22 protein-coding genes, 2 rRNA genes and 1 riboswitch (1 of these 25 running past the window's edge) are annotated in these 26082 nt (G+C 69.7%); of the genes, 9 read left to right on the top strand and 15 right to left on the bottom strand.

Annotation, left to right across the window (positions count from 1 at the left end):
- The first annotated feature begins 107 nt into the window (after nt 1-107).
- Entirely contained in the window at nt 108-917 is an 810-nt protein-coding gene (locus tag SAM23877_RS06530; protein WP_053127816.1) for a PhzF family phenazine biosynthesis protein, read from the top strand.
- A gap of 85 nt (nt 918-1002) precedes the next feature.
- Here the strand turns inward: SAM23877_RS06530 and SAM23877_RS06535 are convergent, their stop codons facing one another.
- Both SAM23877_RS06535 and SAM23877_RS06540 read right to left on the bottom strand, forming a co-directional pair.
- Nucleotides 1003-1830, bottom strand: a complete 828-nt coding sequence (locus tag SAM23877_RS06535; protein WP_053127818.1) for a CPBP family intramembrane glutamic endopeptidase — start codon at nt 1828-1830, stop codon at nt 1003-1005.
- A gap of 128 nt (nt 1831-1958) precedes the next feature.
- A complete protein-coding gene (locus SAM23877_RS06540; protein ID WP_053127820.1) occupies nt 1959-3476 on the bottom strand; it encodes a glutamate-cysteine ligase family protein in 1518 nt (505 codons plus the stop codon).
- A gap of 555 nt (nt 3477-4031) precedes the next feature.
- Here SAM23877_RS06540 and SAM23877_RS06545 point away from each other — a divergent pair.
- The 7 genes from SAM23877_RS06545 (at nt 4032) to SAM23877_RS06575 (ending at nt 9238) form a co-directional block, all read left to right on the top strand.
- Complete coding sequence (locus tag SAM23877_RS06545; protein ID WP_053127822.1) at nt 4032-4616, top strand: hypothetical protein; 585 nt, start codon at nt 4032-4034, stop codon at nt 4614-4616.
- Between the two features lie 272 nt (nt 4617-4888).
- On the top strand, nt 4889-5092 hold the full coding sequence (locus tag SAM23877_RS06550) for a DUF5999 family protein (RefSeq protein ID WP_053127824.1): 204 nt from the start codon (nt 4889-4891) through the stop codon (nt 5090-5092).
- A 279-nt stretch (nt 5093-5371) separates the two neighbouring features.
- On the top strand, nt 5372-5767 hold the full coding sequence (locus SAM23877_RS06555) for a TOBE domain-containing protein (protein WP_053127826.1): 396 nt from the start codon (nt 5372-5374) through the stop codon (nt 5765-5767).
- Between the two features lie 210 nt (nt 5768-5977).
- A complete protein-coding gene (gene modA / locus SAM23877_RS06560; protein ID WP_053127828.1) occupies nt 5978-6817 on the top strand; it encodes a molybdate ABC transporter substrate-binding protein in 840 nt (279 codons plus the stop codon).
- Nucleotides 6814-7701 carry an ABC transporter permease gene (locus SAM23877_RS06565; RefSeq protein ID WP_053127830.1) on the top strand — a complete coding sequence of 296 codons (888 nt, stop codon included), beginning with the start codon at nt 6814-6816 and terminating at the stop codon, nt 7699-7701. The genes modA and SAM23877_RS06565 overlap by 4 nt, the downstream gene beginning before the upstream one ends.
- Nucleotides 7698-8792 carry an ABC transporter ATP-binding protein gene (locus SAM23877_RS06570; RefSeq protein ID WP_053127832.1) on the top strand — a complete coding sequence of 365 codons (1095 nt, stop codon included), beginning with the start codon at nt 7698-7700 and terminating at the stop codon, nt 8790-8792. The genes SAM23877_RS06565 and SAM23877_RS06570 overlap by 4 nt, the downstream gene beginning before the upstream one ends.
- A 26-nt stretch (nt 8793-8818) precedes the next feature.
- Nucleotides 8819-9238, top strand: coding sequence for a TOBE domain-containing protein (locus SAM23877_RS06575; protein ID WP_053127834.1), 420 nt, complete (start codon nt 8819-8821; stop codon nt 9236-9238).
- 61 nt (nt 9239-9299) lie between these two features.
- Here the strand turns inward: SAM23877_RS06575 and gcvP are convergent, their stop codons facing one another.
- Entirely contained in the window at nt 9300-12185 is a 2886-nt protein-coding gene (gene gcvP / locus SAM23877_RS06580; RefSeq protein WP_053127836.1) for an aminomethyl-transferring glycine dehydrogenase, read from the bottom strand.
- A 178-nt stretch (nt 12186-12363) separates the two neighbouring features.
- Nucleotides 12364-12459: riboswitch (glycine riboswitch) on the bottom strand.
- A 138-nt stretch (nt 12460-12597) separates the two neighbouring features.
- Here gcvP and SAM23877_RS06585 point away from each other — a divergent pair.
- The gene (locus SAM23877_RS06585) at nt 12598-12975 is read left to right on the top strand and encodes a PRC-barrel domain-containing protein (protein WP_053127838.1); all 378 of its coding nucleotides are present in this window, start codon (nt 12598-12600) and stop codon (nt 12973-12975) included.
- Between the two features lie 21 nt (nt 12976-12996).
- Here the strand turns inward: SAM23877_RS06585 and SAM23877_RS06590 are convergent, their stop codons facing one another.
- From SAM23877_RS06590 to SAM23877_RS06645, 12 genes are all read right to left on the bottom strand, one after another.
- On the bottom strand, nt 12997-14433 hold the full coding sequence (locus SAM23877_RS06590; protein ID WP_079030053.1) for a DNA polymerase IV: 1437 nt from the start codon (nt 14431-14433) through the stop codon (nt 12997-12999).
- 45 nt (nt 14434-14478) lie between these two features.
- Nucleotides 14479-15162 (bottom strand): MerR family transcriptional regulator, encoded by a 684-nt coding sequence (locus SAM23877_RS06595; protein ID WP_079030054.1) that lies wholly within the window; start codon nt 15160-15162, stop codon nt 14479-14481.
- A gap of 193 nt (nt 15163-15355) precedes the next feature.
- Nucleotides 15356-15829 (bottom strand): bifunctional nuclease family protein, encoded by a 474-nt coding sequence (locus SAM23877_RS06600; RefSeq protein WP_053127842.1) that lies wholly within the window; start codon nt 15827-15829, stop codon nt 15356-15358.
- Between the two features lie 84 nt (nt 15830-15913).
- Complete coding sequence (gene ftsR / locus SAM23877_RS06605; RefSeq protein ID WP_053127844.1) at nt 15914-16651, bottom strand: transcriptional regulator FtsR; 738 nt, start codon at nt 16649-16651, stop codon at nt 15914-15916.
- 43 nt (nt 16652-16694) lie between these two features.
- A complete protein-coding gene (locus SAM23877_RS42060; RefSeq protein ID WP_079030055.1) occupies nt 16695-17522 on the bottom strand; it encodes a zinc-ribbon and FHA domain-containing protein in 828 nt (275 codons plus the stop codon).
- Nucleotides 17523-17712: 190 nt separating this feature from the next.
- Nucleotides 17713-18585, bottom strand: coding sequence for a DUF881 domain-containing protein (locus SAM23877_RS06615; RefSeq protein ID WP_053127848.1), 873 nt, complete (start codon nt 18583-18585; stop codon nt 17713-17715).
- Between the two features lie 5 nt (nt 18586-18590).
- Nucleotides 18591-18923 carry a small basic family protein gene (locus SAM23877_RS06620; protein ID WP_003977440.1) on the bottom strand — a complete coding sequence of 111 codons (333 nt, stop codon included), beginning with the start codon at nt 18921-18923 and terminating at the stop codon, nt 18591-18593.
- Entirely contained in the window at nt 18920-19756 is an 837-nt protein-coding gene (locus SAM23877_RS06625) for a DUF881 domain-containing protein (protein ID WP_053127850.1), read from the bottom strand. Before SAM23877_RS06625 ends, SAM23877_RS06620 begins: the two co-directional genes overlap by 4 nt.
- Nucleotides 19757-19923: 167 nt before the next feature.
- Nucleotides 19924-22419 (bottom strand): mannose-1-phosphate guanyltransferase, encoded by a 2496-nt coding sequence (locus tag SAM23877_RS06630; RefSeq protein WP_053127852.1) that lies wholly within the window; start codon nt 22417-22419, stop codon nt 19924-19926.
- A 113-nt stretch (nt 22420-22532) separates the two neighbouring features.
- Entirely contained in the window at nt 22533-23141 is a 609-nt protein-coding gene (gene clsA, locus SAM23877_RS06635) for a cardiolipin synthase ClsA (protein ID WP_053127854.1), read from the bottom strand.
- 110 nt (nt 23142-23251) lie between these two features.
- Nucleotides 23252-23368, bottom strand: a 5S ribosomal RNA gene (rrf, locus tag SAM23877_RS06640).
- A gap of 84 nt (nt 23369-23452) precedes the next feature.
- Nucleotides 23453-26082: ribosomal RNA gene (locus SAM23877_RS06645) — 23S ribosomal RNA — on the bottom strand; it runs 493 nt beyond the window's last position.

The raw sequence follows: 26082 nt of genomic DNA on the forward strand, positions 1-26082 counted from the left end.
ATATATCGGAAACTATCGCGCAGCAAGCACTCGGTCGTTCGGAATCAGGTCCAGAGCTCGCGGATTGGCCTTGGCCGGGGGCGCCGGGGAGCGTCTAGCGTCGCGGCATGCGTATCCGAATCGTCGACGCCTTCACCGACCGGCCCTTCGCCGGCAACCCCGCCGGAGTCATGCTCCTCGACGCCTTCCCGGACGACGAGCGGCTCCAGCAGGTGGCCCTGGAGGTCAATCACGCCGAGACCGCGTTCGCGCACCCCCTGCCAGAGGGCGGGGAGGCCGACTGGGCGCTGCGGTGGTTCACCCCGGTCACCGAGGTCTCCCTGTGCGGTCACGCGACACTGGCCGCGGCCCACGTGCTGCACACCACGGGCGCCCACGAGGGGCCGGTGCGGTTCGCCACCCGCGGCGGCGTCCTCGTCGCGACGCCCCGCGAGGACGGATCGATCACCCTGGACTTCCCGACCGCGCCGCTCACCCCGGTCGAGCCGCCCACGGGCGTCGCCGAGGCCCTGGGCGCCGAGCCGCACACGGTCCTGGACACCGGGCCGGACATCGGCGACCTGCTGGTCGAGGTCGCCGACGAGAAGACCGTGCACGGCCTGGCCCCGGACCACAAGGCGCTGGCCGCCCACTCCGAACGCGGCATCATCGCCACCGCGCGGGCGGACGACCCGGCACGCGGCTACGACTACGTCTCCCGCTGCTTCTTCCCGAACGTCGGCATCGACGAGGACCCGGTCACCGGCAGCGCGCACACGGCCCTCGCGCCCTTCTGGTCCGAGCGCCTCGGCCGCACCGACCTCACCGGGCTCCAGGCCTCGCCCCGCTCCGGTCGCGTCCGCACGGAACTGCGCGGCGCACGCACGCTGCTGAGCGGACGCGCGGTGACGGTGATCGAGGGCGAACTGCTGGTCTAGCTGTTCCGTCCGGGGAGGGAGCCGGCTGTTCGGTCCGGGGAGGCGGGGGCGCGGGGAGCCTTCCGCGCTTGCGCGCCCCTCCCCGTCACGCCGTGGGCAGCCAGTCCACCTTCCCGGCCAGCAGCGCGTAACCCACGAAGGCACCGATGTCGAGCAGGGAGTGCGCCACCACCAGCGGGCCCACCCGCCCCCACCGGCGGTACAGGTACACGAACACGACGCCCATCACCATGTTGCCGATGAAGCCGCCGATGCCCTGGTAGAGGTGGTACGAGCCGCGCAGCACCGAACTGGCCGCCAGGGACGCGCCCGGGCTCCAGCCGAGCTGGTCGAGCCGGCGCAGCAGGTACCCGACGACGATGACCTCCTCCAGTACGGAGTTCTGGACCGCCGAGAGGATCAGCACGGGGTACTTCCACCACACGTCCGGCAGCGCCTCGGGCACCACGGTGAGGTTGAAGCCGAGCCCCCGGGCGGCCAGGTAGAAGGCGATGCCGGTGCTGCCGATCACCGCCGCGACGGGGGCCCCGCGGGCCAGGTCGGGCCACGGCCGGGTGCGGTCGAAGCCGAGCGTGCGCAGGCTCCGTCCCTCACGCAGCAGGAAGTGCGCGACGAGGGCGACCGGGACGAGCGCCGTGGTGATCCCGAAGAGCTGCCAGGCCAGATCCAGCCAGGGACGGCCGGGCGCGGCGGAGGCGTTGAGCGTAGCCGCCTGGTCCTTGAGCCCGCCGGGGCGGGTGAGCGAGCCGACGAAGCTGATGAGGGCGGACACCCCGCTGGCGCCGAGCGACAGCGCCAGGACGAGCAGGGTCTCGTCGCGGAGGATGCGTCGCGAGGGACGCTCCTCGGCGACCGGCTCCCCGCGCACTGGTTTCTGAGGGAACGAATCGTCCACCGGGCCCGCCTCCGCCATGCACACCTGCCTCCAGCTGGGACGTCACAGCTTGCCCGATCAGTATGAGGCGGCGTGCGGCGGGGCGGGTCCGGGGTGCCGTGACGGGTCCGGGGTGCCGTGACCTCCGCGCCCCCTTCCCCGCGCGGTCAGCCCAGCCGCGCCGGCTCCGGCAGTCCCACCGGCCAGAGGTGGACGGGGTCGCCCTCGCGCATGAGCTCGCAGTAGCGGCGGGTCGTGGCGGCCAGCGCGGCGTCCCTGGACAGCCCCGCCTCCAGCCCCCGGTGGAAGGTGGCCGCCTGCCACGACGCACCGTTGACCCGGCGCCGGCACCGCTCCTCGATCACGCCGAGGTACAGGTCCCGGTCGGCGGGCTCCACGCCCCACGCGTCCAGCCCGGCCTCGGCGAGCGGCAGCAGCTCCTCCCGTACGAGGACCGCGGCGTCGACCTCCGCGGTGCCGCCCAGCCTCCCCCGCCGGGGCCACTCGAAGCGGGCGTCGATGCCGTGGCGGCACGCGGCCTCGAAGTTGGCGGCGGCGGCCTCGAAGGGGAGCCGGGTCCAGATCGGCCGGGGCTCCTCGGCGAGCGCGCGCACGACACCGTAGTAGAAGGCCGCGTTGGCGATGACGTCGGTGACGGTGGGGCCGGCGGGCAGGACCCGGTTCTCCACGCGCAGGTGGGGGACGCCGTCGGCGATGTCGTAGACGGGGCGGTTCCAGCGGTAGACGGTGCCGTTGTGCAGGACCATCTCGGAGAGCGAGGGCACGCCACCCGCGTCCAGGACCTCCAGCGGGTCCTCGTCGTCACAGATCGGCAGCAGGGCCGGGTAGTAGCGCCGGTTCTCCTCGAACAGGTCGTAGGCGGAGGTCACCCACCGCTCCCCGAACCAGGTGCGGGGCCGGACGCCCTGGGCCTGGAGCTCGGGCGGGCGGGTGTCGGTGGACTGCTGGAACAGCGGCGGCCGCGACTCACGCCACAGCTCGCGCCCGAACAGGAAGGGCGCGTTGGCGCCGACGGCGATCTGCGCGGCGGTGACCGCCTGGGCCGCGTTCCACACGTCCGCGAAGCGGTCCGGGGTGACCTGCAGGTGCAGCTGCACCGAGGTGCACGCGGCCTCCGGTGCGATGGACTTGGACGTGCACGTCAGGCGTTCCACGCCCTCGATGTCGAGGGTGAAGTCCTCGCCGCGGGCGGCGACGATCTGCTCGTTGAGCAGGGCGTAGCGGTCGACGGCGGAGAGGTTCGAGGAGACCAGGTCGTCCCGGTCCAGCGTCGGCAGGATGCCGATCATCGCGATCGCCGCGTCGACCTCGCCGGCCTTGCGGTCCGCATAGGACAGCGAGGTGCGGATCTCCTCCGCGAGGCGGTCGAACACCCGGCCGCCCAGCCGGTGCGGCGCGATGTTGACTTCCAGGTTGAACATGGCGAGTTCCGTCTGGAAGTCACGGCTCGCGATACGTTCGAGGACTTGCGCATTCAACATTTTCGGCATGCCGTCGGCGCCGACGAGATTCAATTCGATCTCCAGCCCCATCAGGTTCTTGGGACGGTCGAACCGCTTCTCCGCCAGGAGCCGCTCCAGTCCCGTCAGGCACCGCTGGAGCTTCTCGCGGTAGCGCTGGCGATCGGACAGGTCGAACTGACCTGCCACGACCTTCTCCCCCATGGAAGCGTCCCTTCTCGGAGCGGTGTTGCGAAGATCCGGCCGCCGGTGGCCGGTCAGGGGGGATGATGCCCCGCCGAAGCGATCGATAACGTCCCCGCAGGGGCCCGGTACCCGCTAGGCTGTGCCGATGTGACCGGTGGCACATTCACGAGGCATGGCACATGGAGCAGTTTCCAGGTCCGTGAACTCGTGAAAAATGCCGATGACAATTGGCCGACCGCTCGGTGAGCATTTCCCGAGGTCAGCGTCGCACACCCGGTACAAAATCCGGAGGATTCCCGCATATCGGCGGCCGAATTCAACCTTGTACGTGTTGCCGGAATCGGCTAGCCGAAACACAGTCTGAACACATGTCGTATAAACTCCGCGGACGAGGCAGAAGACCGGCGCCAACGGTCGATGGATCCTGCCGTCGAGTCTGACGTTCGGCAGCCCTCACCCACTTCTCGGTTTTCCGGACGCCGGCCCCTGCCTCCCAGCCCTCGTGAGCCGACAGCGTCGTCCGCCCCGCTCCGCCCTCGTGCCACCGTGCCTTCGAATGAGAGGCGACCCATCATGCCCCTGCATGTCTTCCCGGCCCCCGCGCCCGCCCTGCGCTCCGTTCTCACCGCCCTCTCCTCTCCCACTGCGGTCCGCGAGGCCCGAACTCCCTCCCTGCTCGGCGCCCAGGGCCCCGTCACTCCCGAACTGCCGCTGCCCGTCCACGTCCTGGACCACATCACGGCGGAGGGCGTGGCGGTGACGCGGCTGACCGGGTGGCGGTTCCTCATCCGCTGCGGCGACCGTGCGGTGGCGGCGGCGGAGACCATGCTGACCCCCGACGGCTGGGCGTTCTCGCACTTCTTCGAGGGTCCCTACGTCGCCTCGACGGAGCTCGCGCTGCGCCAGGCCGAGTCGGTGCCCCAGTCCCACCAGCCGCGCCTGCTGTCGGTCCCGGGGCTGTACATGCTCACGCTCTGGCTGCACGGCGACCGCACCGCGGACGCCGCCGCCGGACACCCCGCGGCCACCGACCTGCTGGTGCCGCTGGCGCCGGCGCCGCCCGGCATCGCGGCCCATCGCCCGCACCGGGTCGCCGAGCTGCTGCCGGTCCTCACGCACCGGGTGACGCCGACCCGGCTGCTGCGCTCCCCCGCCTGACCCACCCCTCGCACACCCGCGCGGACTAGCCCCATCCGGCCATGCCGAACCACCCGAAGTGACAGTGCGGTGGGGATGAACCGTCCGCGCGGGTGATGCGTCATCAACCTGTGAGAAGCGGTGCAGCGAAATCCCTGCGGATCGAGGCCCGTAGGGCAACACTGGGTTCGGACCGACTTGGACAACGGGGGGCGGCCATGAACGACGCTTCACGCCGCGGGACAGACAAGACAGCACACTCACCCGACATCACAGACCGAGAGACCCCACTCATGTGTCAGCACCAGCCACCGTGCCCCTCAGCCGACTCCGCCGACCGGGAATCCGCGCGCCTCGCGGCGCATCACCCGGAGCAGGGTTGGAGCCTGCTGTGCAACGGCGTCGTCCTGTTCGAGGACACCGGTGAGCTCCTGCCGGACGGCCAGGTCATCGCTCCGCACCGCCCTGTCGGCGCGGGCCTGATGACCGCCGCCTGAGCAACGGCCGGGCGGCACTGCTCCGCCCGGCGCACCCCAGGGGCCGGCCCGCAGACCCGTCTGCGAACCGGCCCCCACGCGTGTCCGGGGCCGGTCACTCCCCGTGGTGCCCCGTGTCGTCTCGGTCGGCCCAGCCCTTCGTGGTGAGCCGGCGCACCCATACGGCGCGGCCCGCGCGCGCTTGACGCATCCCTTACGGCCCGACACCCGGGCATCCCGCACGGCCCGGCGGCCGCCCCTGCGTCCACCGTCGCCTCGGGGCGGCCTATCGTGACCGGCATGCAGTCCTACACGATCGGCCAGGCGGCGCGGCTGCTCGGCGTCAGCCCCGACACCGCCCGACGCTGGGCCGACGCGGGCCGGATCACCACCCACCGCGACGAAGCCGGCCGGCGCCTCGTCGACGGACGGGACCTGGCCGCGTTCTCGGTGGACCTCGCCCGCTCGGACGGCACCGGCGACGAGACCCCGTACACCTCGGTCCGCAACGCCTTTCCCGGCATCGTCACCGCGATCAAGCTCGGGGACGTGGCCGCCCAGGTCGAGATCCAGGCGGGCCCGCACCGGCTCGTCTCCCTGCTGACCCGGGAGGCGGTGGAGGAACTCGGTCTGGAGGTGGGCATGGAGGCCACGGCCCGCGTGAAGTCGACGAACGTCCATGTCGACAGGGCCTGACGCGCCACCCGGCCCCGGCCCCGGCCCGGCAGGGTCGTAGCAACGCACATGCGAGGGGTTTCCCCTCACCGCCTCGCTCATGCGATACGACAGGAGACTTCCGCCTCGCAGATGCGGAAGTATGATCGGTGCAACGAGGAGCCCGACACGGCCCGGCACCCGGCCCCGCCCCGTCGTACTCCTGCCTCAGCGGACAGAGGGAGTGGCCCCGTGAAGACCCGTTCCGTGCCCAGGAACCGCCGTGTCCGCCGGACCCTGCGGGCGAGCGGCGCGGGGGCCGCCGTGCTGCTGGCGCTGGGCGCCTGCTCGTCGTCCTCCGGCTCGGACCCGGCCTCGGACTCGGCCGGCTCCGCGTCGTCGTCCGGCGCGAAGGTCTCCGGCCAGGTCACCGTCTTCGCCGCCGCCTCGCTCAAGGAGAGCTTCACGGCGCTCGGCGACAGGTTCGAGAAGCAGCACCCCGGCACCGAGGTCGCCTTCAACTTCGGTGGCAGCGACACCCTCGCCGCCAGCATCACCAGCGGCGCCCCGGCGGACGTGTTCGCCTCGGCCAGCCCGAAGACGATGGCCGTCGTCACCGACGCCGGCGCCGCCGCCTCGACCCCGTCCACCTTCGTGCGCAACGAGCTGGAGATCGCGACCCTGCCGGGGAACCCCGACCGGATCGCCTCCCTGAAGGACCTCACCGCCTCCGGCCTCAAGGTCGTGCTCTGCGACGAGGCCGTGCCGTGCGGCGCCGCGGCGCGGAAGGCGCTGAAGGCGGGCGGTCTCGAGCTCACGCCGGTCTCGTACGAGCAGGACGTCAAGTCCGCGCTCACCAAGATCGAGCTGAAGGAGGCCGACGCCGCCGTCGTCTACAAGACCGATGTGAAGGCGGCCGGTGGCAAGGTGACCGGCGTGCCCTTCCCCGAGGCCGCCCGGGCCGTCAACGACTACCCGATCGTCCTCCTCGACGACGCTCCCAACTCCGTCGCGGGCAAGGCCTTCATCGAGCTGGTGAAGTCCGCCGAGGGGCAGCGGGTGTTGACCGGAGCCGGGTTCCGCACGCCGTGAGGAAGCGCACGACCCGGCCCGCCCCGGCCGAGTCCGTCGGGCGCGACGGCGCGGCCTCCGGCACCGTCGCGGGCGGCCCCGGACGCCCCCGTCGGCACGGACGGACCCGCACGGTACCGGTCCCCCTGCTGCTGCCCGCCCTCGTCGGCCTGGCGTTCCTGCTGCTGCCCCTGGTCGCCCTGCTGGTGCGGGCGCCGTGGCGCAGCCTGCCCGACCAGCTGACCAGCCCCGAGGTGTGGCAGGCCCTGCGGCTGTCCCTGCTGTGCGCCACGTCGGCGACCGCGCTGAGCCTGGTCGTCGGCGTGCCGCTGGCCTGGGTGCTGGCCCGCACCGAGTTCCCCGGGCGCGGCCTCGTCCGCGCGCTGGTGACGCTGCCCCTCGTGCTGCCCCCGGTGGTGGGCGGCGTGGCGCTCCTGCTGGCCTTCGGGCGCAACGGCGTGATCGGGCAGTGGCTGGACGTGTGGTTCGGCATCACCCTGCCGTTCACGACGACGGGCGTCGTCCTCGCGGAGACCTTCGTGGCCCTGCCGTTCCTGGTCATCAGCGTCGAGGGGACCCTGCGCGCCGCCGACCCCCGCTACGAGGAGGCCGCCGCGACGCTCGGCGCCTCCCGTTTCACCGCGTTCCGCCGGGTCACGCTGCCGCTGATCGCGCCGGGCATCGCGGCGGGCGCCGTCCTGGCGTGGGCGCGGGCGCTGGGCGAGTTCGGAGCGACGATCACGTTCGCCGGCAACTTCCCGGGCCGGACCCAGACCATGCCGCTGGCGGTCTACCTCGCGCTGCAGAACGACCCGGCGGCGGCCATCGCCCTCAGTCTGGTGCTCCTGGCCGTCTCCGTCGCCGTACTCGCCGGTCTCCGGGACCGCTGGATGAGGACGGCATGACCGACACCGGGGAACGGGCCACCATGGAACCCACCGGCGGGCAGACGCCCCGCGACGGCCTCGACGCCCGTCTCGTGGTGGACCGCGGCACCTTCCGCCTGGACGTCGCCCTCACCGCCGCGCCCGGCGACGTCGTCGCCCTGCTCGGCCCCAACGGCGCCGGGAAGAGCACCGCCCTGCGCGCCCTCGCCGGCCTGGAACCGCTCACGGACGGCCGTCTGCACCTCGACGGCACCCCGCTCGACCGTACGCCGCCCGAGTCCCGCCCGGTCGGCGTGGTCTTCCAGGACTACCTGCTCTTCCCGAACCTCTCCGCCCTCGACAACGTCGCCTTCGGGCCGCGCTGCGGGGGCGCGAGCAGGGCGCAGGCGCGGGCGCGGGCCACCGTGTGGCTGGAGCGCATGGGGCTGGCCGACCAGGCGGACACCAAGCCGCGGCGTCTGTCCGGTGGCCAGGCCCAGCGCGTCGCTCTCGCCCGCGCCCTGGCCACCAACCCCCGGTTGCTGCTGCTGGACGAGCCTCTCGCGGCGCTGGACGCCCGGACCCGGCTGGAGGTGCGGGCCCAGCTCCGCCGCCATCTGGCCGAGTTCGAAGCCGTCGCCGTACTGGTCACGCACGACCCGCTGGACGCCATGGTGCTGGCCGACCGGCTGGTCGTCGTCGAGGACGGCAGGGTCGTCCAGGAAGGCGGCCCCGCGGACATCGCCCGCCGCCCCCGCACGGACTACATCGCCCGGCTCGTCGGCCTGAACCTCTACCGCGGAACCGCCGACGGCCACACCGTGCGCTTCGACTCCGGCCCCTCCGTCACCACCACCGAGGACCTCTCCGGCCCGGTCTTCGTGGCGTTCCCGCCCGGCGCCGTGACCCTGTACGGGGAGCGCCCCACCGGCTCCAGCGCCCGCAATCTGTGGCGTTGCGAGGTCGCCGGCCTGGAGACGCACGGCGACCAGATCCGCGTGGACCTCACCGGGGAACTCCCGCTCGCCGCGGACCTCACCACGGTCGCCGCGGCCGAGCTGGGCCTCCACCCGGGCGCACCGGTGTGGGCGACGGTCAAGGCGACGCAGACACACGCATACCCGGCGTAGGGCCCTCTCCGGGCTACGTTGCCCCCATGAGCCTGAGCATCCGCAACCAACTCGCCGGCACCGTCACGGCCGTCACCCCGGGCGAGGCCATGGCGACGGTCAGGGTCCGCCTCTCCGGCGGCCAGGACCTCACCGCGGCGATCACCCGCGACGCCGCCGACGAGCTCTCCCTCGCCGCCGGCACCGCCGTCCGCGCCCTGGTGAAGTCCACGGAGATCGCCCTGGCCACCGGCCGCGTCGACGGCCTGTCCATCCGCAACCGGCTGCCCGGGACGGTCACCGCCGTCACCGCCGGCGAGGCGATGGCCTCGGTCCGGGTCGCCGTCGAGGGCGCCGAACTGACCGCCGCGATCACCAGGGAGGCCGCCGACGACCTGTCGCTGTCCGTCGGCGCTCCCGTCGTCGCGCTGGTCAAGTCGACCGAGGTGTCGCTGGCCACCACCTGACACGACGGGAGGCCCCGCCCAGCCCCCCTCGCGGGGCCGGACGGGGCCTCCCCGTCACGGCTCAGTCCTCGTAGGCGTCCAACGGCGGGCAGGAGCAGACCAGGTTCCGGTCACCGAAGGCCTGGTCGATACGGCGCACCGGCGGCCAGTACTTGTCGGCGGCGGACACCCCGGCCGGGAAGACGGCCTCCTCGCGGGAGTACCCGTGGTCCCAGTCGCCGCCCAGCGCACCGGCGGTGTGCGGCGCGCCCCGCAGCGGGTTGTCGTCCGCGGACCAGGCACCGGAGCCGACCTTCTCGATCTCCCCGCGGATGGCGATCATCGCCTCGCAGAAACGGTCCAGCTCGGCGAGGTCCTCGGACTCGGTCGGCTCGATCATCAGCGTCCCGGCCACCGGGAAGGACATCGTCGGCGCGTGGAAGCCGTAGTCGATCAGCCGCTTGGCCACGTCGTCGACGCTGACGCCGGTCGCCTTGGTCAGCGGACGCAGGTCGATGATGCACTCGTGTGCGACCAGCCCGCCCGGCCCGGTGTACAGCACCGGGAAGTGCGGCTCCAGGCGCTTGGCGATGTAGTTGGCGGACAGCACGGCCACCTGCGTGGCGCGCTTGAGCCCTTCGCCGCCCATCAGCCGGACGTACGACCACGAGATCGGCAGGATGCCGGCCGAACCCCACGGCGCCGCCGAGATCGGGCCGACGCCCGTCTGCGGGCCGGCCGCCGGCTGCAACGGGTGGTTGGGCAGGTAGGGCGCCAGGTGCGAGCGTACGGCGACCGGGCCGACGCCGGGACCGCCGCCGCCGTGCGGGATGCAGAAGGTCTTGTGCAGGTTCAGGTGCGAGACGTCGCCGCCGAAGTGGCCCGGCTTGGCGAGGCCGACCAGGGCGTTGAGGTTGGCGCCGTCCACGTAGACCTGGCCGCCGGCGTCGTGCACCCGGGCGCAGATGTCGGCGACGTGCTCCTCGAACACACCGTGCGTGGAGGGGTAGGTGATCATCAGCACCGCCAGCTCGTCGCGGTGCTGCTCGATCTTGGCGCGCAGGTCCTCGACGTCGATCTCGCCGTCCCCGGCGGTCTTCACGACGACGACCTTCATGCCGGCCATCACCGCGCTCGCGGCGTTGGTGCCGTGCGCGGAGGACGGGATCAGGCAGACGGTGCGCTGGTCGTCACCGTTGGCCCGGTGGTAACCGCGTACGGCGAGCAGACCGGCGAACTCGCCCTGGGAGCCCGCGTTCGGCTGGAGGGACACCTTGTCGTACCCGGTGACCTCGGCGAGCCGCTCCTCCAGCTCACGGATGAGGGTCAGGTAGCCCTGCGCCTGCTCGGCGGGCGCGAAGGGGTGCAGCCCGCCGAACTCCGACCAGGTGACCGGCTCCATCTCGGTGGTGGCGTTGAGCTTCATGGTGCAGGAGCCCAGCGGGATCATGCCGCGGTCCAGCGCGTAGTCCCGGTCGGCCAGGCGGCGCAGGTAGCGCAGCATCGCCGTCTCGGAGCGGTGCTGGTGGAAGACGGGGTGGGTGAGGAAGTCGTCCGTGCGCAGCAGCGCCTCGGGCAGCGTCTCCGCGGTCTCCGCGTCCAGCGCCTCGATGTCGCCCTCGACGCCGAAGGCGTTCCACACGCCGCCGACCTGGGCACGCGTGGTGGTCTCGTCGCAGGCGAAGGAGACGTGGTCCGCGTCGACGAGGCGCAGGTTGATGCCGTTCTCGCGGGCGGCGTGGACGATGTCGGCGGCCCGGCCGGGCACCCGCGCGGTGACCGTGTCGAAGTAGGCGCCGTGGACGATCTCGACGCCGCCGGCCGCGAGCCCCGCCGCGATGAGCGAGGCGTACCGGTGGGTGCGCCGCGCGATGGCCCGCAGTCCCTCGGGCCCGTGGTACACGGCGTACATGCCGGCCATGACGGCGAGCAGCACCTGGGCGGTGCAGATGTTGCTGGTGGCCTTCTCGCGGCGGATGTGCTGCTCGCGGGTCTGCAGGGCGAGGCGGTAGGCCCTGTTGCCGTCGGCGTCCACCGAGACACCGACCAGGCGGCCGGGCAGGCTGCGCGCGAACTTCTCGCGCACCGCCATGTAACCGGCGTGCGGACCGCCGAAGCCCATCGGCACGCCGAAGCGCTGGGTGGTGCCGACGGCGATGTCCGCGCCCAGCTCACCGGGCGACGTCAGCAGGGTGAGGGCGAGCAGGTCGGCGGCGACGGTGACGAGCGCGCCGAGTTCGTGCGCCCGGTCGATGACCGGCTTGATGTCGCGGACGGCTCCGGAGGCGCCCGGGTACTGGATGAGGACGCCGTTGATCTCCCGCTCGGCGACCTCGGCCGGGATGCCCTCGCTCAGGTCGGCGACGACGACCTCGACACCGGTCGGTTCGGCGCGGGTCCGTATCACGGCGACGGTCTGCGGCAGCGCGTCGGCGTCGACGAGGAACAGGCCCTTCTTGTTCTTGCCCATGCGCCGGGACAGCGCCATCGCCTCGGCGGCGGCGGTGCCCTCGTCCAGCAGCGAGGCGCCGGAGGTGGGCAGGCCGGTCAGCTCGGCGACCATCGTCTGGAAGTTGAGCAGCGCCTCCAGGCGGCCCTGGCTGATCTCCGGCTGGTACGGGGTGTACGCGGTGTACCAGGCCGGGTTCTCCATGACGTTGCGCAGGATGACCGGGGGCGTGAAGGTGCCGTAGTAGCCGAGTCCGATCATGGAGTCGAGGACCTGGTTGCGGTCGGCGAGCGAACGCAGTTCGGCCAGCACCTCGGCCTCGGAGCGCGCGCCGGGCAGGTCCAGCGCGTCGGCGTTCTTGATCACATCCGGCACCGCGGCGGCCGTCAGCTCGTCGAGCGAACCGTAGCCGACCTGCGCGAGCATCTTGGCCCGGGCCTCGTCGTCGGGGCCGATGTGGCGCTGCTCGAACGGCACTGCCTGTTCGAGCTCGGAGAGCGAAATGCGAGGGGCGGTCATTGCGGAGGCCTCCTGGTCTGACGACCTTCGAGGGGCACCACGGCACGGGTACCCGGACGGCCTCCCCCTCTGTCATCTCGACCTGAGAGCTTCACCGGGGCGGCCCGAAGGCTCCACCCGGCTTTCACCGTCGGTGAGAGCGGACGCCGTCGACACCCGCTCTGCTTTCCAGAGTGACCTCGTCCATGCGGTACGTGAGCCTGAGAGATTCCGGGGAGGATTTGCTCCTTCGGCGCCTCCGGAGGTGTCCGGAGGACTCTCCCGCACGGGGTCAGCAGCCGTTTGCCAGCGTACCAGCGCGCTCGCCGCACGGACCTTCGAGTGGCCGACCCGCCGTATGTGCTCTTTTGTAGTACTTACGGATGATTCGGCGGCTGGTGTGCGACCCCAGTGCGACCAAGTGGAGGGCCCCGTGCGTACTGACATCGACCCCCGGAACCTGATCGGCCGCAAGGCGTTCGACCGCAACGGCACCCGGATCGGCACCGTCGACGAGGTCTACCTCGACGACGCGACCGGCGCCCCGGAGTGGGCGGCCATACGCACCGGCCTGTTCAGCAGGGACGCCTTCGTGCCCCTGGAGCCGAGCGAACTGGTCGAGGGCGCGCTGCGGGTGCCCTTCGAACGGACGCTGATCAAGGAGGCTCCCGACTTCGGTGTCGGCCGCCACCTCTCGCCGGAGCAGGAACTGCAGCTCTACCACCACTACGGACTCGACGTGGCCGCGCCCGCCCCGCTCCCCGACCGCGACTTCGGCAAGCTGGCCGGTCAGGGCAAGGAAGAGAGCTGACGATCCCGCCCCCGGGACCCGTCACCAACCGGGAGCCGGACGCTCGTACCCCGACGCACCGGCGCCCGCCTCCGTCTCCGGGCCCGACTCGGCGGGGGCGGCCCCCGCGTCCCCGGGTCCTCGCGGCACGGCCGGAACCAGCGGCAGCGGATCCGCCGGCGTCAGATCCGGATCGTCCACCGGGAAGGTCCGTACCCGTCCGACCTGCGAGTACGGCGTTTCGAACCGCACGGTGACCCGCCCCAGTCCGCTGCCCTGCACCCACCCGTGCCCGTACTCCCTGTGCCGCACGTCGTGCCCCGGCGGCCACCGTCGCTCGGTGGGCGCCGGCGCGTGTCTCTCCTCGGCGGGCTCGGGCTCCTCGGCGAGTTCGCCGGAGCGGTCCCCGGCCGCCTGCGCGAACAGGTCCTCCTGCGTGTAGTCGGCCAGCCCGCTGACGCCGACCCCCAGCAGCCGTACACCGCCCGTGGTGTCCACCGAGTCCAGCAGCCGGGCCGCCGCCTCGCGCACCACCGCCGGATCGTCCGTGGGCCCGCGCAGGGTCTCGGACCGCGTCAGCGTGGAGAAGTCGAACCTGCGCACCTTGAGCACGATCGTCCGCCCGGAGAGCCCCGACCCGCGAAGCCGCCGCACACACCGCTCCGCCAGCCGTCCCACCTCCACACCGACCCGCACCCGGTCGTGGATGTCCACGTCGTAGGTGTCCTCGACCGACACCGACTTCGTCTCCCGCTCCGACACCACCGGCCGGTCGTCGCGGGCCAGGGCCATGGCGTACAGAGCGTGCCCGTGCGCCTTGCCCAGCAGCCGTACGAGCTCGTCCTCACCCGCCTCCGCCAGCTCGCCGACCGTGGTGATCCCGGCGCGCCGCAGGTGGTCGCCGGTCGCCGGCCCCACCCCGGGCAGCGTGCGCACGGACATCGGCTCCAGCATGGCCCGCTCCGTGCCCGGCCGGATCAGGACCAGGCCGTCCGGCTTGGCCTCCTCCGAGGCGATCTTGGCCAGCATCTTGGAAGCCGCGAGTCCCACCGATCCGGTGAGGCCGGTGAAGGCGCGGATGTCCGTGCGCAGCCGCGCACCGGCCAGCCGCGCCGACGCCGCGTCCCAGGCCGCCCCACCGGCCTCCAGGTCCACGAACGCCTCGTCCAGGCTCAGCGGCTCCACGAGGGGCGACAGCGCCCGCAGCAGCCGCATCACCTGCTCGCTGATCGACCGGTAGAGCTCGAAGCGCGGCACGAGGTACGCGGCGTGGGGCGCCAGCCGCCGGGCCTGGCCCATGGGCATCGCCGAGTGCACGCCGAAGACCCGCGCCTCGTACGAGCAGGTGGCGACCACCCCGCGCGGCCCCAGACCGCCCACGACCACGGCCTTCCCGCGCAGGCTCGGCTTGGACGCCTGCTCCACCGAGGCGAAGAAGGCGTCCATGTCGAGATGCAGGATCGTGGGCGCGGTTCTCACCCCTCCGATGCTGCCCTACGCCACTGACAACGCCGCGGGCGGTGTTCAGACCGCCCGGTTGCGACGCCGCGCCAGCTCGTCCGCCGGATTGTGCCCGACCAGGGTCTCCCCCGTGTCGACGCGCTCCCCGTGCAGCTGCGACAGCGCGCTCTCGACGTCCCGCCACACCACGCCCACGGCGATGCCGAAGATGCCCTGGCCGCCCTGGAGCAGGGCGTGCACCTCGTCGGGCGACGTGCACTCGTGGACCGTGGCGCCGTCACTCATCAGCGTCATCCGCTCCAGGTCCTGGAAGCCGCGCTCCCTGAGGTGCTGGACCGCGGTGCGGATGTTCTGCAGTGACACCCCGGTGTCGAGGAAGCGCTTGACGATCTTCAGCACGACGACGTCGCGGAAGCTGTACAGACGCTGTGTCCCCGAACCGTGCGCGGGCCGCACGCTGGGCTCGACGAGACCCGTGCGGGCCCAGTAGTCGAGCTGCCGGTAGGTGATTCCGGCGGCCGCGCAGGCCGTGGGCCCGCGGTAGCCGATCTGCTCGGACGCCATGGACGTCGCCCCTCCGCTGCTCGGCACGGCAGCCGGCCGCTGCGGAGCCGGGTCGGCCGCGCCACCCTGCTGGGGATACCCCCCGCTCGCGCGGAGCCGAGAGCTCGGGGGAGGGTACGGTCCACTCTCCCCGAGGCTGTGCCCGGGGCCACCCCCAGCCGTACCGTCGCCGCTGATTCTCACGCCGACCTCCGTCCTTGACCTGCCTCCTCGAAGGTAGGCAGTCACCAAGGGTGCGTCAACGATCGCCACACTCGGCACGCCGAGTGATAATCACCCTAAGAGTGGTTTCGCGTGCCCCAACACGGGGAATGGCTAGCCGAATGTGCCTGGAAGGGGCCGTACAGCACCGCGCTCCACCTCCGCCTCGCCCGGCTCACTGGTTGCTGGTCCCGAAGTCCTCCGGGGAGATCTGGTCGAGGAACTCGCGGAACTTCTCGACCTCGTCCTCCTGCTCGTCCGGGATGGCGATGCCGGCGTCGTCGAGCACCGCGTCGCTTCCGTAGATCGGCGTTCCGGTGCGCAGGGCGAGCGCTATGGCGTCGGACGGCCTGGCGCTCACCTCGACACCGCTGGCGAAGACCAGCTCGGCGTAGAAGACCCCGTCCCGCAGGTCCGTGATGCGCACTTCCGTGAGCTCCTGGCCGACTGCTTCCAGCACGTCCTTGAACAGGTCGTGGGTCAGCGGCCGCGCGGGGGACATCCCCTGCTGGGCGAAGGCGATCGCCGTCGCCTCCCCCGGCCCGATCCAGATGGGAAGGAAACGGTCGCCTCCCACCTCGCGCAGCAGCACGATCGGTTGGTTGGAGGGCATCTCGACCCGGACACCTACGACATCGAGCTCGTTCACACAGCAACCCTAGGCCGTGCTCGGGACCTTTGGGTAGTCGGGCCGGGATCGGGCGGGTGATCCGGCTCTCGGAGTACGTCCGTTTCAGGGCAGCCGCACGCCGAGGGCGGTCTGCACCAGCGCCGCGTGCAGCTTCACCGCCAGTCCCGCCAGCTCCTTGGTGCGGGCTTCCGCGTGTGCCCTGGTCTGGGGGTTGCGGTGACGCCTCAGCGGCGCGACCACCTGGTCGACGAGGCCCGCCTCGCGGTCGGCGGCGGCCTTCATGACGCGCAGGTGGCGCGGCTCGATCCCGAACCTTCCCAGTTCGACCACTAGCGACGCCACGGTGGCCGCCTCGGCGTCGTAGGCCCCGTCGGCCAGGGGAGCGACGAGTCCGTACGACTCCCACTCCTTCAGCTCCTGCTCGCCGATTCCGGCCGCGACGAGCAGCTCGTCCCGGCCGATCCTGGCGGCCGTGGGTCCGTCGGCCTGCTCCGGTCGGGCCTCTGCGTCCCGCTGCCTGCCCAGTGACGGCAGGGGCACGGCCTCGCCCCGCTCCATGGCGTCCAGATGCTCGCGGATCACCTTCAGCGGCAGGTAGTGGTCGCGCTGCATGCGCAGCACCTGCCCCAGGCGCTCGACGTCGTGCGCGCTGAACTTGCGGTACCCGGCCGGCGTCCGCCGCGGCTCGACGAGCCCTTCGGACTCCAGGAACCGGATCTTGGAGATGGTGATGTCGGGAAACTCGTCACGCAGCGCGTTCAGCACCGTGCCGATGCTCATCAGCCCACTGTCCGCGGCGGCGGCGCCGTGCCCGGCACCGCCGCTCGGTGTATGAAGCATGGACCTTCCCTGGGGGTTCCCCGGGTGGAGGCCCGGGGGCGGGTCAGTAACCCCGCTGGCTCGCGTAGAAGACCAGCCGGTACTTGCCGATCTGCACCTCGTCGCCGTTCGACAGGGCGACCTGGTCGATGCGCTCGCGGTTGACGTACGTGCCGTTCAGGCTGCCGACGTCGGCCACCGTGAACGAACCGTCCGGACTGCGGCGGAACTCGACGTGGCGGCGGGAGACCGTCACGTCGTCCAGGAAGATGTCGCTCTGCGGGTGGCGCCCGGCGGTGGTCAGCTCGCCGTCCAGCAGGAAGCGGCTGCCCGAGTTCGGGCCACGGCGCACCACCAGGAGCGCGGAGCCCAGCGGCAGCGCGTCGACGGCGGCCTGCGCCTCGGGCGAGAGAGCCGGGACCGCGGTCTGGCCGGTGACCTCGGCGTCGTACGCCTCCAGGCCGGAGATGGAGATCGTGGAGGTCGTCTCGGACGCACGCTCCGGGACCGCTCCGGCACGCAGCGGCGCACCGCAGTTGGAGCAGAAGCGGCTGTTCTCCGCGTTGCGGTTACCGCACCTCGTGCACACCAGGGCCGACATGGACGGATCCTCCTGCCGCGGCTGCCCCGCCGGGGCGTTCGACGCGTACGGGCCCGGGGGAAACCCTCCACCCGTACCTGAGGTCGACGGTTGTCCGAAACCTATGCCGCCGGACTGTGCAGGGTCAACAGACGGCGCGCCCTGACCACCCGAAATGTCCCCGCCCGGACCCACCTGGTCCCGGAACATCGGGCGTCGGCCCTCCGCGTCGGGCTGTGCGCGATGGCGCGCGGTCGCGTTGTCGCTGCCCTCTCGCGCGCTCTTGCCGAACAACTTCGCAAACAACTTCACGGGCGATTCCCCTTGACCGAAACAGACCCGCCCGTGGGGCAGGACGAACCCTGACTGAACCTACTGGCCGACCCGGACACCTTCACAACGTCCGTCTCCACCGGACAGTTTCCACCACGCACCACCCAATCGGTGCGCCGACCCCCCGCAACCTCATGCCCTGGCCGGACGTCCCCCATGCACCGCCGGTTCACTGGGAGGACGACCGAGCGTAGTCAGGCCGCTCCGCCGCTCGCAAGGCGTCCACGACGATCTTGCCCGACCGCTCAACAGTAACGGTGGCCTGTTCCTTCTCCAGAGTCTGCACCACTCCTCCAGGAATGTTGAGAGCCGGTTCGAGGTCCTGCGGCTTGCCGATGACCTGGAAACGATAGGGCGCGTTGATCTTGTTCCCGTCGACGCTCACGGACTTGCCGGCGTCCGTGAGGTACGTTCCGGCGACGACCCGCACACCGTTCACCTGGATCGCCTCGGCGCCCGCCGCACGCAGTTCCTGCACCGCGTCGAGCAGCATGTCCGCCTCGACCATCCCCTTCGTGTCCTGGATCGTCACCGTGATGCCGGGCCCCTGCGCGGCCACGGTGCCCGCGAGGACACCGAGTTGCCGCTCCTTCTCGAGCGTCTGCTTGCGGGCCTCCTCGGCCTGGTCGGAGCTGTTCTCCAGCTCGTCGCGCTGCTTCTCGAGGCCCTGCTTCTCGTCTTCAAGACGCTGAGTACGGTCGTCGAGTTCATCGAGGATGCGGACCAGATCCTCCTGCCGCGCGCCTCGCAGCGCGCTGTCCCCGTCGCTGTTCGACGCCACCTGGACGGCGAGGCCGAAGCCCAGTCCGAACAACAGCAGCGCGACGATGAGTTGGGCCCGGGTGAGACGCGGCGGCCACAGCCCCTTGACCAGCCGCTGCCTGCCGGTCAGCCCCGCCCTCGGCTCGTGCTGCCGTTCCGCCGGCGGCCCCTCCGAAGCGTCACCGGCCGCCGGGGCCTGCTCGGGCCTCTGCGACGGCGGTACCTCGTCGGGCAGCTCTCTGCGCAACCTGTTCGCATTCCGCTCGTCGTGGTCGCTCATCGGCCTCACGCCCGGAAGACGTGGCGGCGGATGGCCGCGGCGTTGGAGAAGATACGGATGCCGAGGACGACGACGACCCCGGTCGACAGTTGGGCACCCACGCCCAGCTTGTCGCCCAGGAAGACGATCAGCGCGGCCACCACCACGTTCGACAGGAACGACACCACGAAGACCTTGTCGTCGAAGATGCCGTCGAGCATGGCCCGCAGCCCGCCGAACACGGCGTCCAGCGCCGCCACGACGGCGATCGGCAGGTAGGGCTCGACGGCAGCCGGCACCTCCGGCCGGACCAACAGGCCGGCCACGACTCCCACGACGAGGCCCAGTACGGCGATCACGATGTGCCCTTCTCGGTTATCGGCTGTGCTGTACGTACGATCAGGCTCGGCGCGGCGGGCAGCTTGAGGTCGTCCGCGGCGGAGATGGCCGTCCGGATGCCGTAGTTCTCCTGCAGGGCATGCAAGTAGAGCCCGTCGGCGCTGTCCTGGAACCGGGTGCTGAGCCGCTCGCCGTCCCCCACTGCGAGCACCGTGTACGGCGGCACGAGCGGCCGGTTGTCGACCAGTATCGCGTCACCGGCGGCCCTGATCGCCGACAGAGCGGTCAGGCGCTGCCCGTTGATGGACACGGCCTCGGCCCCCGACTCCCAGAGCCCGTTGACGACGCGCTGCATGTCCCGGTCCCGCACCCGGCCGGTGTCGGAGAACCCGGAGGTACCGCGCGGCTGCCCGTCGCCGCCCGTGTCCGCCTCCTTGGCGTCGTCCACGACGAGTTTCACCCCGGGGCCGTGCACCTCCACCGCACCCGACAGGACGCCCATCAGGTCGGAGCGGCCGCCGTCGCCGTTCTTCTCGAGCGCCTCGCGCTGCCGTGCGCTCACGTCGTCACGCAGGGTGTCGACGCTCTCCTCGAGTCTGTCGGCCGCCGAGGTCTCTCCCTCTATGCGGTCGATGAGCTCTTCGCGTTCCTTCGCGACCGCGGGAGCGGCCACCCGTGCCTGAGCGGCACCGACCGTCACGACCAGGGCCGCCAGTACCAGCCCGGCGGCGAGTCCGAGCTTGGCCCGGAGGGTCCTCGGCATACCGCCGCTGCCGTCGGCCTTCTTCCGCGCGGCGGCTTCGGCGTATCCGTCGTCGAGGCTGTGGTCCATGACGTTGGTGATCAACGACATGGAGGCGTCCGGGCGTGCGGGCCGCGTGGGTGTGCTCCGAACGGGGGGTTGCTGCGGCATGCCGCACATCGTCGCACGCCACCGCCACTACCTCCGAATGGCCCCACCGGCGTGCCGGACAGGCCCCCTTGGGGACACTTGTCCGGCACGCACGCGTGCGGCCCGTACTACCGGCCCGCGCTGTCCACCACCGCGGACCACTCGTCGAGGAGCGCCTGTGCGGAGGCGTCGTCGGGGCCCTCGGCCCACAGGTGGGTGACCGCCTCGGCCGGGTCGGGCAGCACCATGACCCAGCGCCCGTCGGTCTCCACCACGCGCACACCGTCCGTGGTGTCCACGAACCGGTCTCCGGCCGCTTCGACGACGCGCCGCATGACCAGGCCCTTGACGGCCCAGGGGGTCGCCAGATCGCGCTTGAGGACGTGCGCCCGCGGAATCCGCGCGTCGATCTGGCTCAGCGTGAGCTGCGTGCGGGCCACCAGCCCGATGAGCCGCACGAAGGCCGCCGTACCGTCGTAGACGCTGCTGAACTCCGGGACGATGAAGCCGCCCTTGCCGTCACCACCGAAGATCGCGCCTTCCTCGCCGCCGACCCGCGTCAGGTCGTCGGGCGAGGTGGTCGTCCACTCGACCTGGGTCCCGTGGTACGCCGCCACCTGCTCGGCGATCCTCGTGGTGGTCACCGGCAGCGCGACCCGCCCGCTGCGCCGCTCGGCGGCGATCAGGTCGAGCATCACCAGCAGCGCCCGGTCGTCCTCGATGATCCGGCCCTTCTCGTCGACGAGCGACAGCCGCTCACCGACGGGGTCGAACCGCACACCGAACGCGGCGCGGGAGGAGGCGACGATCTCCCCGAGGCGTACCAGCCCCGAGCGACGCATGTCGGCCGACTCGGTCGGCCGGGACTCGTCGAGACCGGGGTTGATGGTCAGCGAGTCGACGCCCAGCTTCCCGAGCAGGCTCGGCAGGACCAGCCCCGAGCTGCCGTTGGAGGCGTCGACGACCACCTTGAGCCCGGACTCCGCGATCCCCGTGATGTCGACGTTGCGCAGCAGCGACCCGGTGTACGAGTCGAAGACGCTGGACGGGAAGTGCAGGTCCCCGATCTCGCCCGGGAACGCCCGCCGGTACTCCTGCCGCGCGAAGACCCGGTCGAGCTTGCGCTGGCTTCCCTGCGACAGGTCGGCGCCCTGCCCGTCGAAGAACATGATGTCGACGGAGTCCGGCACCCCTGGGGTGGTCCGGATCATGATGCCGCCGGCGCTGCCTCGCGCGGTCTGCTGCCGCGCCACCGGCAGCGGTACGTTCTCCAGGTCCCGTACGTCGATGGCGCTGGCCTGCAGGGCGGAGATCACCGCCCGCTTCAGCGCACGGGCACCACGGGAGTGGTCACGGGCCGTGGTGACGGTGGAGCCCTTCTTCAGCGTGGTCGCGTAGGCGCCGGCCAGCCGTACGGCCAGCTCGGGCGTGATCTCCACGTTCAGGATGCCGGACACCCCGCGAGCGCCGAAGAGGTGCGCCTGGCCCCGGGACTCCCAGATGACGGACGTGTTGACGAAGGCGCCGGCCTCGATGGTCTTGAACGGGTAGACCCGCACGTTGCCCTGGATGATCGATTCTTCGCCGACCAGGCACTCGTCGCCGATGACCGCGCCGTCCTCGATCCGCGCGGCCCGCATGATGTCGGTGTTCTTGCCGACCACGCAGCCCCGCAGATTGCTGTGGGGACCGACGTACACGTTGTCGTGAACGACCGCCTTGTGCATGAAGGCGCCGCTCTTGACGACGACGTTGGAGCCGACGACCGTGTGTTCGCGGATTTCGGCGCCGGCCTCGACCTTGGCGTAGTCACCGATGTACAGGGGTCCCCGGAGCACGGCGTCGGGGTGGACCTCGGCACCTTCGGCGACCCATACGCCGGGGGAGATCTCGAAGCCGTCGATGTCGACGTCGACCTTGCGTTCCAGAACGTCGGCCTGGGCCTTCACGTAGCTCTCGTGGGTGCCGACGTCCTCCCAGTAGCCCTCGGCGATGTAGCCGTAGACGGGCTTGCCTTCCTTCATCAGCTGCGGGAAGACGTCACCGGACCAGTCCACGGGCACATCGGGGTCGACGTAGTCGAAGACCTCGGGCTCCATGACGTAGATGCCGGTGTTGACGGTGTCGGAGAAGACCTGGCCCCAGGTCGGCTTCTCCAGGAAGCGCTCGACCTTGCCCTCTTCGTCGACGATGGTGATGCCGAATTCGAGGGGGTTGGGCACGCGTGTCAGACACACGGTGACGAGCGCGCCCTTTTCCTTGTGGAAATTGATCAGGTCGGTGAGGTCGAAGTCGGTCAGGGCGTCGCCGGAAATGACGAGGAAGGCATCGTCCTTCAACGCCTCCTCGGCGTTCTTGACGCTTCCGGCGGTACCGAGTGGCTTCTCCTCATTGGCATAGGTGAGCTCCATTCCGAGCTCCTCGCCGTCACCGAAGTAGTTCTTGACCAGCGAGGCCAGGAACTGGACGGTGACGACGGTCTCGTTCAGCCCATGCCTTTTCAGCAGCCGCAGAACATGCTCCATGATCGGCCGGTTGGCCACCGGCAGGAGCGGCTTGGGCATGCTCGAGGTCATGGGACGAAGGCGTGTGCCTTCGCCTCCAGCCATCACGACGGCCTTCATGTCGGAAGCGTCCTCCTCTAAGACGACGGATTGACCGACTTCCCCCGTCCAGAGTCCCGCACTTTGGCAGAGCGGGCCATCCGGCCGTCGGGGCCGCACATTGAGTGAACGAGTCAGTCGGTCGTGGTGTCCGCACGAACCAAGCGGCGGACCTGCACCACATAGAGAACACCTGCCCACCAGTACAGGGTTGTACCCCATCCGGCGAACGCCCATCCGAAAACAGCAGCGAGTGACGCGATCCATCCACTTGCGTCACTGAGCAGCAGCAAGGGGAAGGCGTACATGAGGTTGAAGGTGGCGGCCTTCCCCAGGAAGTTCACCTGGGGCGGCGGATAGCCGTGGCGCCGGAGGATCGCCACCATCACGAGCAGAACGGCCTCGCGCGCCAGCAGGACGAGGGTCAGCCAGAGCGGAAGGATCTCCCGCCAGGTGAGGCCCACCAGGGTGGAGAGGATGTACAGCCGGTCGGCCGCGGGGTCCAGGAGCCGGCCGAGGCTGCTGATCTGGTTCCAGCGCCGCGCGAGCTTTCCGTCCAGGTAGTCACTGATCCCGCTGAGCGCCAGCACCAACAGCGCCCAGCCGTCGCTCTTGGGGCCGCCGAACTCGGGCCTGAGGATGAGCCACAGGAAGAGCGGCACGCCGGCGAGGCGGGCCATGCTCAGGATGTTCGGGATGGTGAGGACCCGGTCGGTCTGCACGCGGGTCTCCTGGACCTCCACGCGGGGGCCTCCTGGGGTGAAACGAGCCAATGATGCCCCCTGACCTTACCTCAACGCAAAAAAGCTCTGGCTCTCGGGCTGCATGCCCAAGAGCCAGAGCTCTAAGAGGAGTTCGGCGGCGTCCTACTCTCCCACAGGGTCCCCCCTGCAGTACCATCGGCGCTGTAAGGCTTAGCTTCCGGGTTCGGAATGTAACCGGGCGTTTCCCTAACGCTATGACCACCGAAACACTATGAAACTGACAACCGCACCATGTGTGGCACATGGGGTTGTTCGTGGTTTCAGAACCAACACAGTGGACGCGAGCAACTGAGGACAAGCCCTCGGCCTATTAGTACCGGTCACCTCCACACCTTGCGGTGCTTCCAGATCCGGCCTATCAACCCAGTCGTCTACTGGGAGCCTTAACCCCTCAAGGGGGTGGGAGTCCTCATCTCGAAGCAGGCTTCCCGCTTAGATGCTTTCAGCGGTTATCCCTCCCGAACGTAGCCAACCAGCCATGCCCTTGGCAGGACAACTGGCACACCAGAGGTTCGTCCGTCCCGGTCCTCTCGTACTAGGGACAGCCCTTCTCAAGACTCCTACGCGCACAGCGGATAGGGACCGAACTGTCTCACGACGTTCTAAACCCAGCTCGCGTACCGCTTTAATGGGCGAACAGCCCAACCCTTGGGACCGACTCCAGCCCCAGGATGCGACGAGCCGACATCGAGGTGCCAAACCATCCCGTCGATATGGACTCTTGGGGAAGATCAGCCTGTTATCCCCGGGGTACCTTTTATCCGTTGAGCGACGGCGCTTCCACAAGCCACCGCCGGATCACTAGTCCCGACTTTCGTCCCTGCTCGACCCGTCGGTCTCACAGTCAAGCTCCCTTGTGCACTTACACTCAACACCTGATTGCCAACCAGGCTGAGGGAACCTTTGGGCGCCTCCGTTACTCTTTAGGAGGCAACCGCCCCAGTTAAACTACCCATCAGACACTGTCCCTGATCCGGATCACGGACCCAGGTTAGACATCCAGCACGACCAGACTGGTATTTCAACGACGACTCCACCCACACTGGCGTGCGAGCTTCAAAGTCTCCCAGCTATCCTACACAAGCCGAACCGAACACCAATATCAAACTGTAGTAAAGGTCCCGGGGTCTTTCCGTCCTGCTGCGCGAAACGAGCATCTTTACTCGTAGTGCAATTTCACCGGGCCTATGGTTGAGACAGTCGAGAAGTCGTTACGCCATTCGTGCAGGTCGGAACTTACCCGACAAGGAATTTCGCTACCTTAGGATGGTTATAGTTACCACCGCCGTTTACTGGCGCTTAAGTTCTCAGCTTCGCCCCACCGAAATGGAGCTAACCGGTCCCCTTAACGTTCCAGCACCGGGCAGGCGTCAGTCCGTATACATCGCCTTACGGCTTCGCACGGACCTGTGTTTTTAGTAAACAGTCGCTTCTCGCTGGTCTCTGCGGCCACCCCCAGCTCAGACCGTAAAGATCATCACCAGGTGTGGCCCCCCTTCTCCCGAAGTTACGGGGGCATTTTGCCGAGTTCCTTAACCATAGTTCACCCGAACGCCTCGGTATTCTCTACCTGACCACCTGAGTCGGTTTAGGGTACGGGCCGCCATGAAACTCGCTAGAGGCTTTTCTCGACAGCATAGGATCATCCACTTCACCACAATCGGCTCGGCATCAGGTCTCAGACTATTGCCAGGCGGATTTACCTACCTGACGTCCTACACCCTTACCCCGGGACAACCACCGCCCGGGATGGACTACCTTCCTGCGTCACCCCATCACTCACCTACTAACCGCTTGGTTCGGCGGCTCCACCACTCCCCTCAACTCCGAAGAGATCAGGGCGGCTTCACGGCCTTAGCATCACGATGCTCGATGTTTGACGCTTCACAGCGGGTACCGGAATATCAACCGGTTATCCATCGACTACGCCTGTCGGCCTCGCCTTAGGTCCCGACTTACCCTGGGCAGATCAGCTTGACCCAGGAACCCTTAGTCAATCGGCGCAAACGTTTCTCACGTTTGTATCGCTACTCATGCCTGCATTCTCACTCGTGAACCGTCCACAACTCGCTTCCGCGGCTGCTTCACCCGGCACACGACGCTCCCCTACCCATCCATACAGGCGTTGGCCCTATTGTATGAATGACACGACTTCGGCGGTACGCTTGAGCCCCGCTACATTGTCGGCGCGGAATCACTAGACCAGTGAGCTATTACGCACTCTTTCAAGGGTGGCTGCTTCTAAGCCAACCTCCTGGTTGTCTGTGCGACTCCACATCCTTTCCCACTTAGCGTACGCTTAGGGGCCTTAGTCGATGCTCTGGGCTGTTTCCCTCTCGACCATGGAGCTTATCCCCCACAGTCTCACTGCCGCGCTCTCACTTACCGGCATTCGGAGTTTGGCTAAGGTCAGTAACCCGGTAGGGCCCATCGCCTATCCAGTGCTCTACCTCCGGCAAGAAACACACGACGCTGCACCTAAATGCATTTCGGGGAGAACCAGCTATCACGGAGTTTGATTGGCCTTTCACCCCTAACCACAGGTCATCCCCCAGGTTTTCAACCCTGGTGGGTTCGGTCCTCCACGAAGTCTTACCTCCGCTTCAACCTGCCCATGGCTAGATCACTCCGCTTCGGGTCTTGAGCGTGCTACTGAAACGCCCTATTCGGACTCGCTTTCGCTACGGCTTCCCCACTCGGGTTAACCTCGCAACACACCGCAAACTCGCAGGCTCATTCTTCAAAAGGCACGCAGTCACGAGACACCAAGCAAGCTTGATGTCCGACGCTCCCACGGCTTGTAGGCACACGGTTTCAGGTACTATTTCACTCCGCTCCCGCGGTACTTTTCACCATTCCCTCACGGTACTATCCGCTATCGGTCACCAGGGAATATTTAGGCTTAGCGGGTGGTCCCGCC

The organism is Streptomyces ambofaciens ATCC 23877 (assembly GCF_001267885.1).
In the GTDB taxonomy this organism is placed as follows: Bacteria; Actinomycetota; Actinomycetes; order Streptomycetales; family Streptomycetaceae; genus Streptomyces; species Streptomyces ambofaciens.

Bases quoted from the DNA above. Each gene is read 5' to 3' on its own strand.
- SAM23877_RS06530 (WP_053127816.1), top strand. From the start codon at position 108: ATGCGTATCCGAATCGTCGACGCCTTCACCGACCGGCCCTTCGCCGGC.
- SAM23877_RS06535 (WP_053127818.1), bottom strand. From the start codon at position 1,830: ATGGCGGAGGCGGGCCCGGTGGACGATTCGTTCCCTCAGAAACCAGTG.
- SAM23877_RS06540 (WP_053127820.1), bottom strand. From the start codon at position 3,476: ATGGGGGAGAAGGTCGTGGCAGGTCAGTTCGACCTGTCCGATCGCCAG.
- SAM23877_RS06545 (WP_053127822.1), top strand. From the start codon at position 4,032: ATGCCCCTGCATGTCTTCCCGGCCCCCGCGCCCGCCCTGCGCTCCGTT.
- SAM23877_RS06550 (WP_053127824.1), top strand. From the start codon at position 4,889: ATGTGTCAGCACCAGCCACCGTGCCCCTCAGCCGACTCCGCCGACCGG.
- SAM23877_RS06555 (WP_053127826.1), top strand. From the start codon at position 5,372: ATGCAGTCCTACACGATCGGCCAGGCGGCGCGGCTGCTCGGCGTCAGC.
- SAM23877_RS06570 (WP_053127832.1), top strand. From the start codon at position 7,698: ATGACCGACACCGGGGAACGGGCCACCATGGAACCCACCGGCGGGCAG.
- SAM23877_RS06575 (WP_053127834.1), top strand. From the start codon at position 8,819: ATGAGCCTGAGCATCCGCAACCAACTCGCCGGCACCGTCACGGCCGTC.
- gcvP (WP_053127836.1), bottom strand. From the start codon at position 12,185: ATGACCGCCCCTCGCATTTCGCTCTCCGAGCTCGAACAGGCAGTGCCG.
- ftsR (WP_053127844.1), bottom strand. From the start codon at position 16,651: ATGCTTCATACACCGAGCGGCGGTGCCGGGCACGGCGCCGCCGCCGCG.
- SAM23877_RS06615 (WP_053127848.1), bottom strand. From the start codon at position 18,585: ATGAGCGACCACGACGAGCGGAATGCGAACAGGTTGCGCAGAGAGCTG.
- SAM23877_RS06625 (WP_053127850.1), bottom strand. From the start codon at position 19,756: ATGTCGTTGATCACCAACGTCATGGACCACAGCCTCGACGACGGATAC.
- SAM23877_RS06630 (WP_053127852.1), bottom strand. From the start codon at position 22,419: ATGAAGGCCGTCGTGATGGCTGGAGGCGAAGGCACACGCCTTCGTCCC.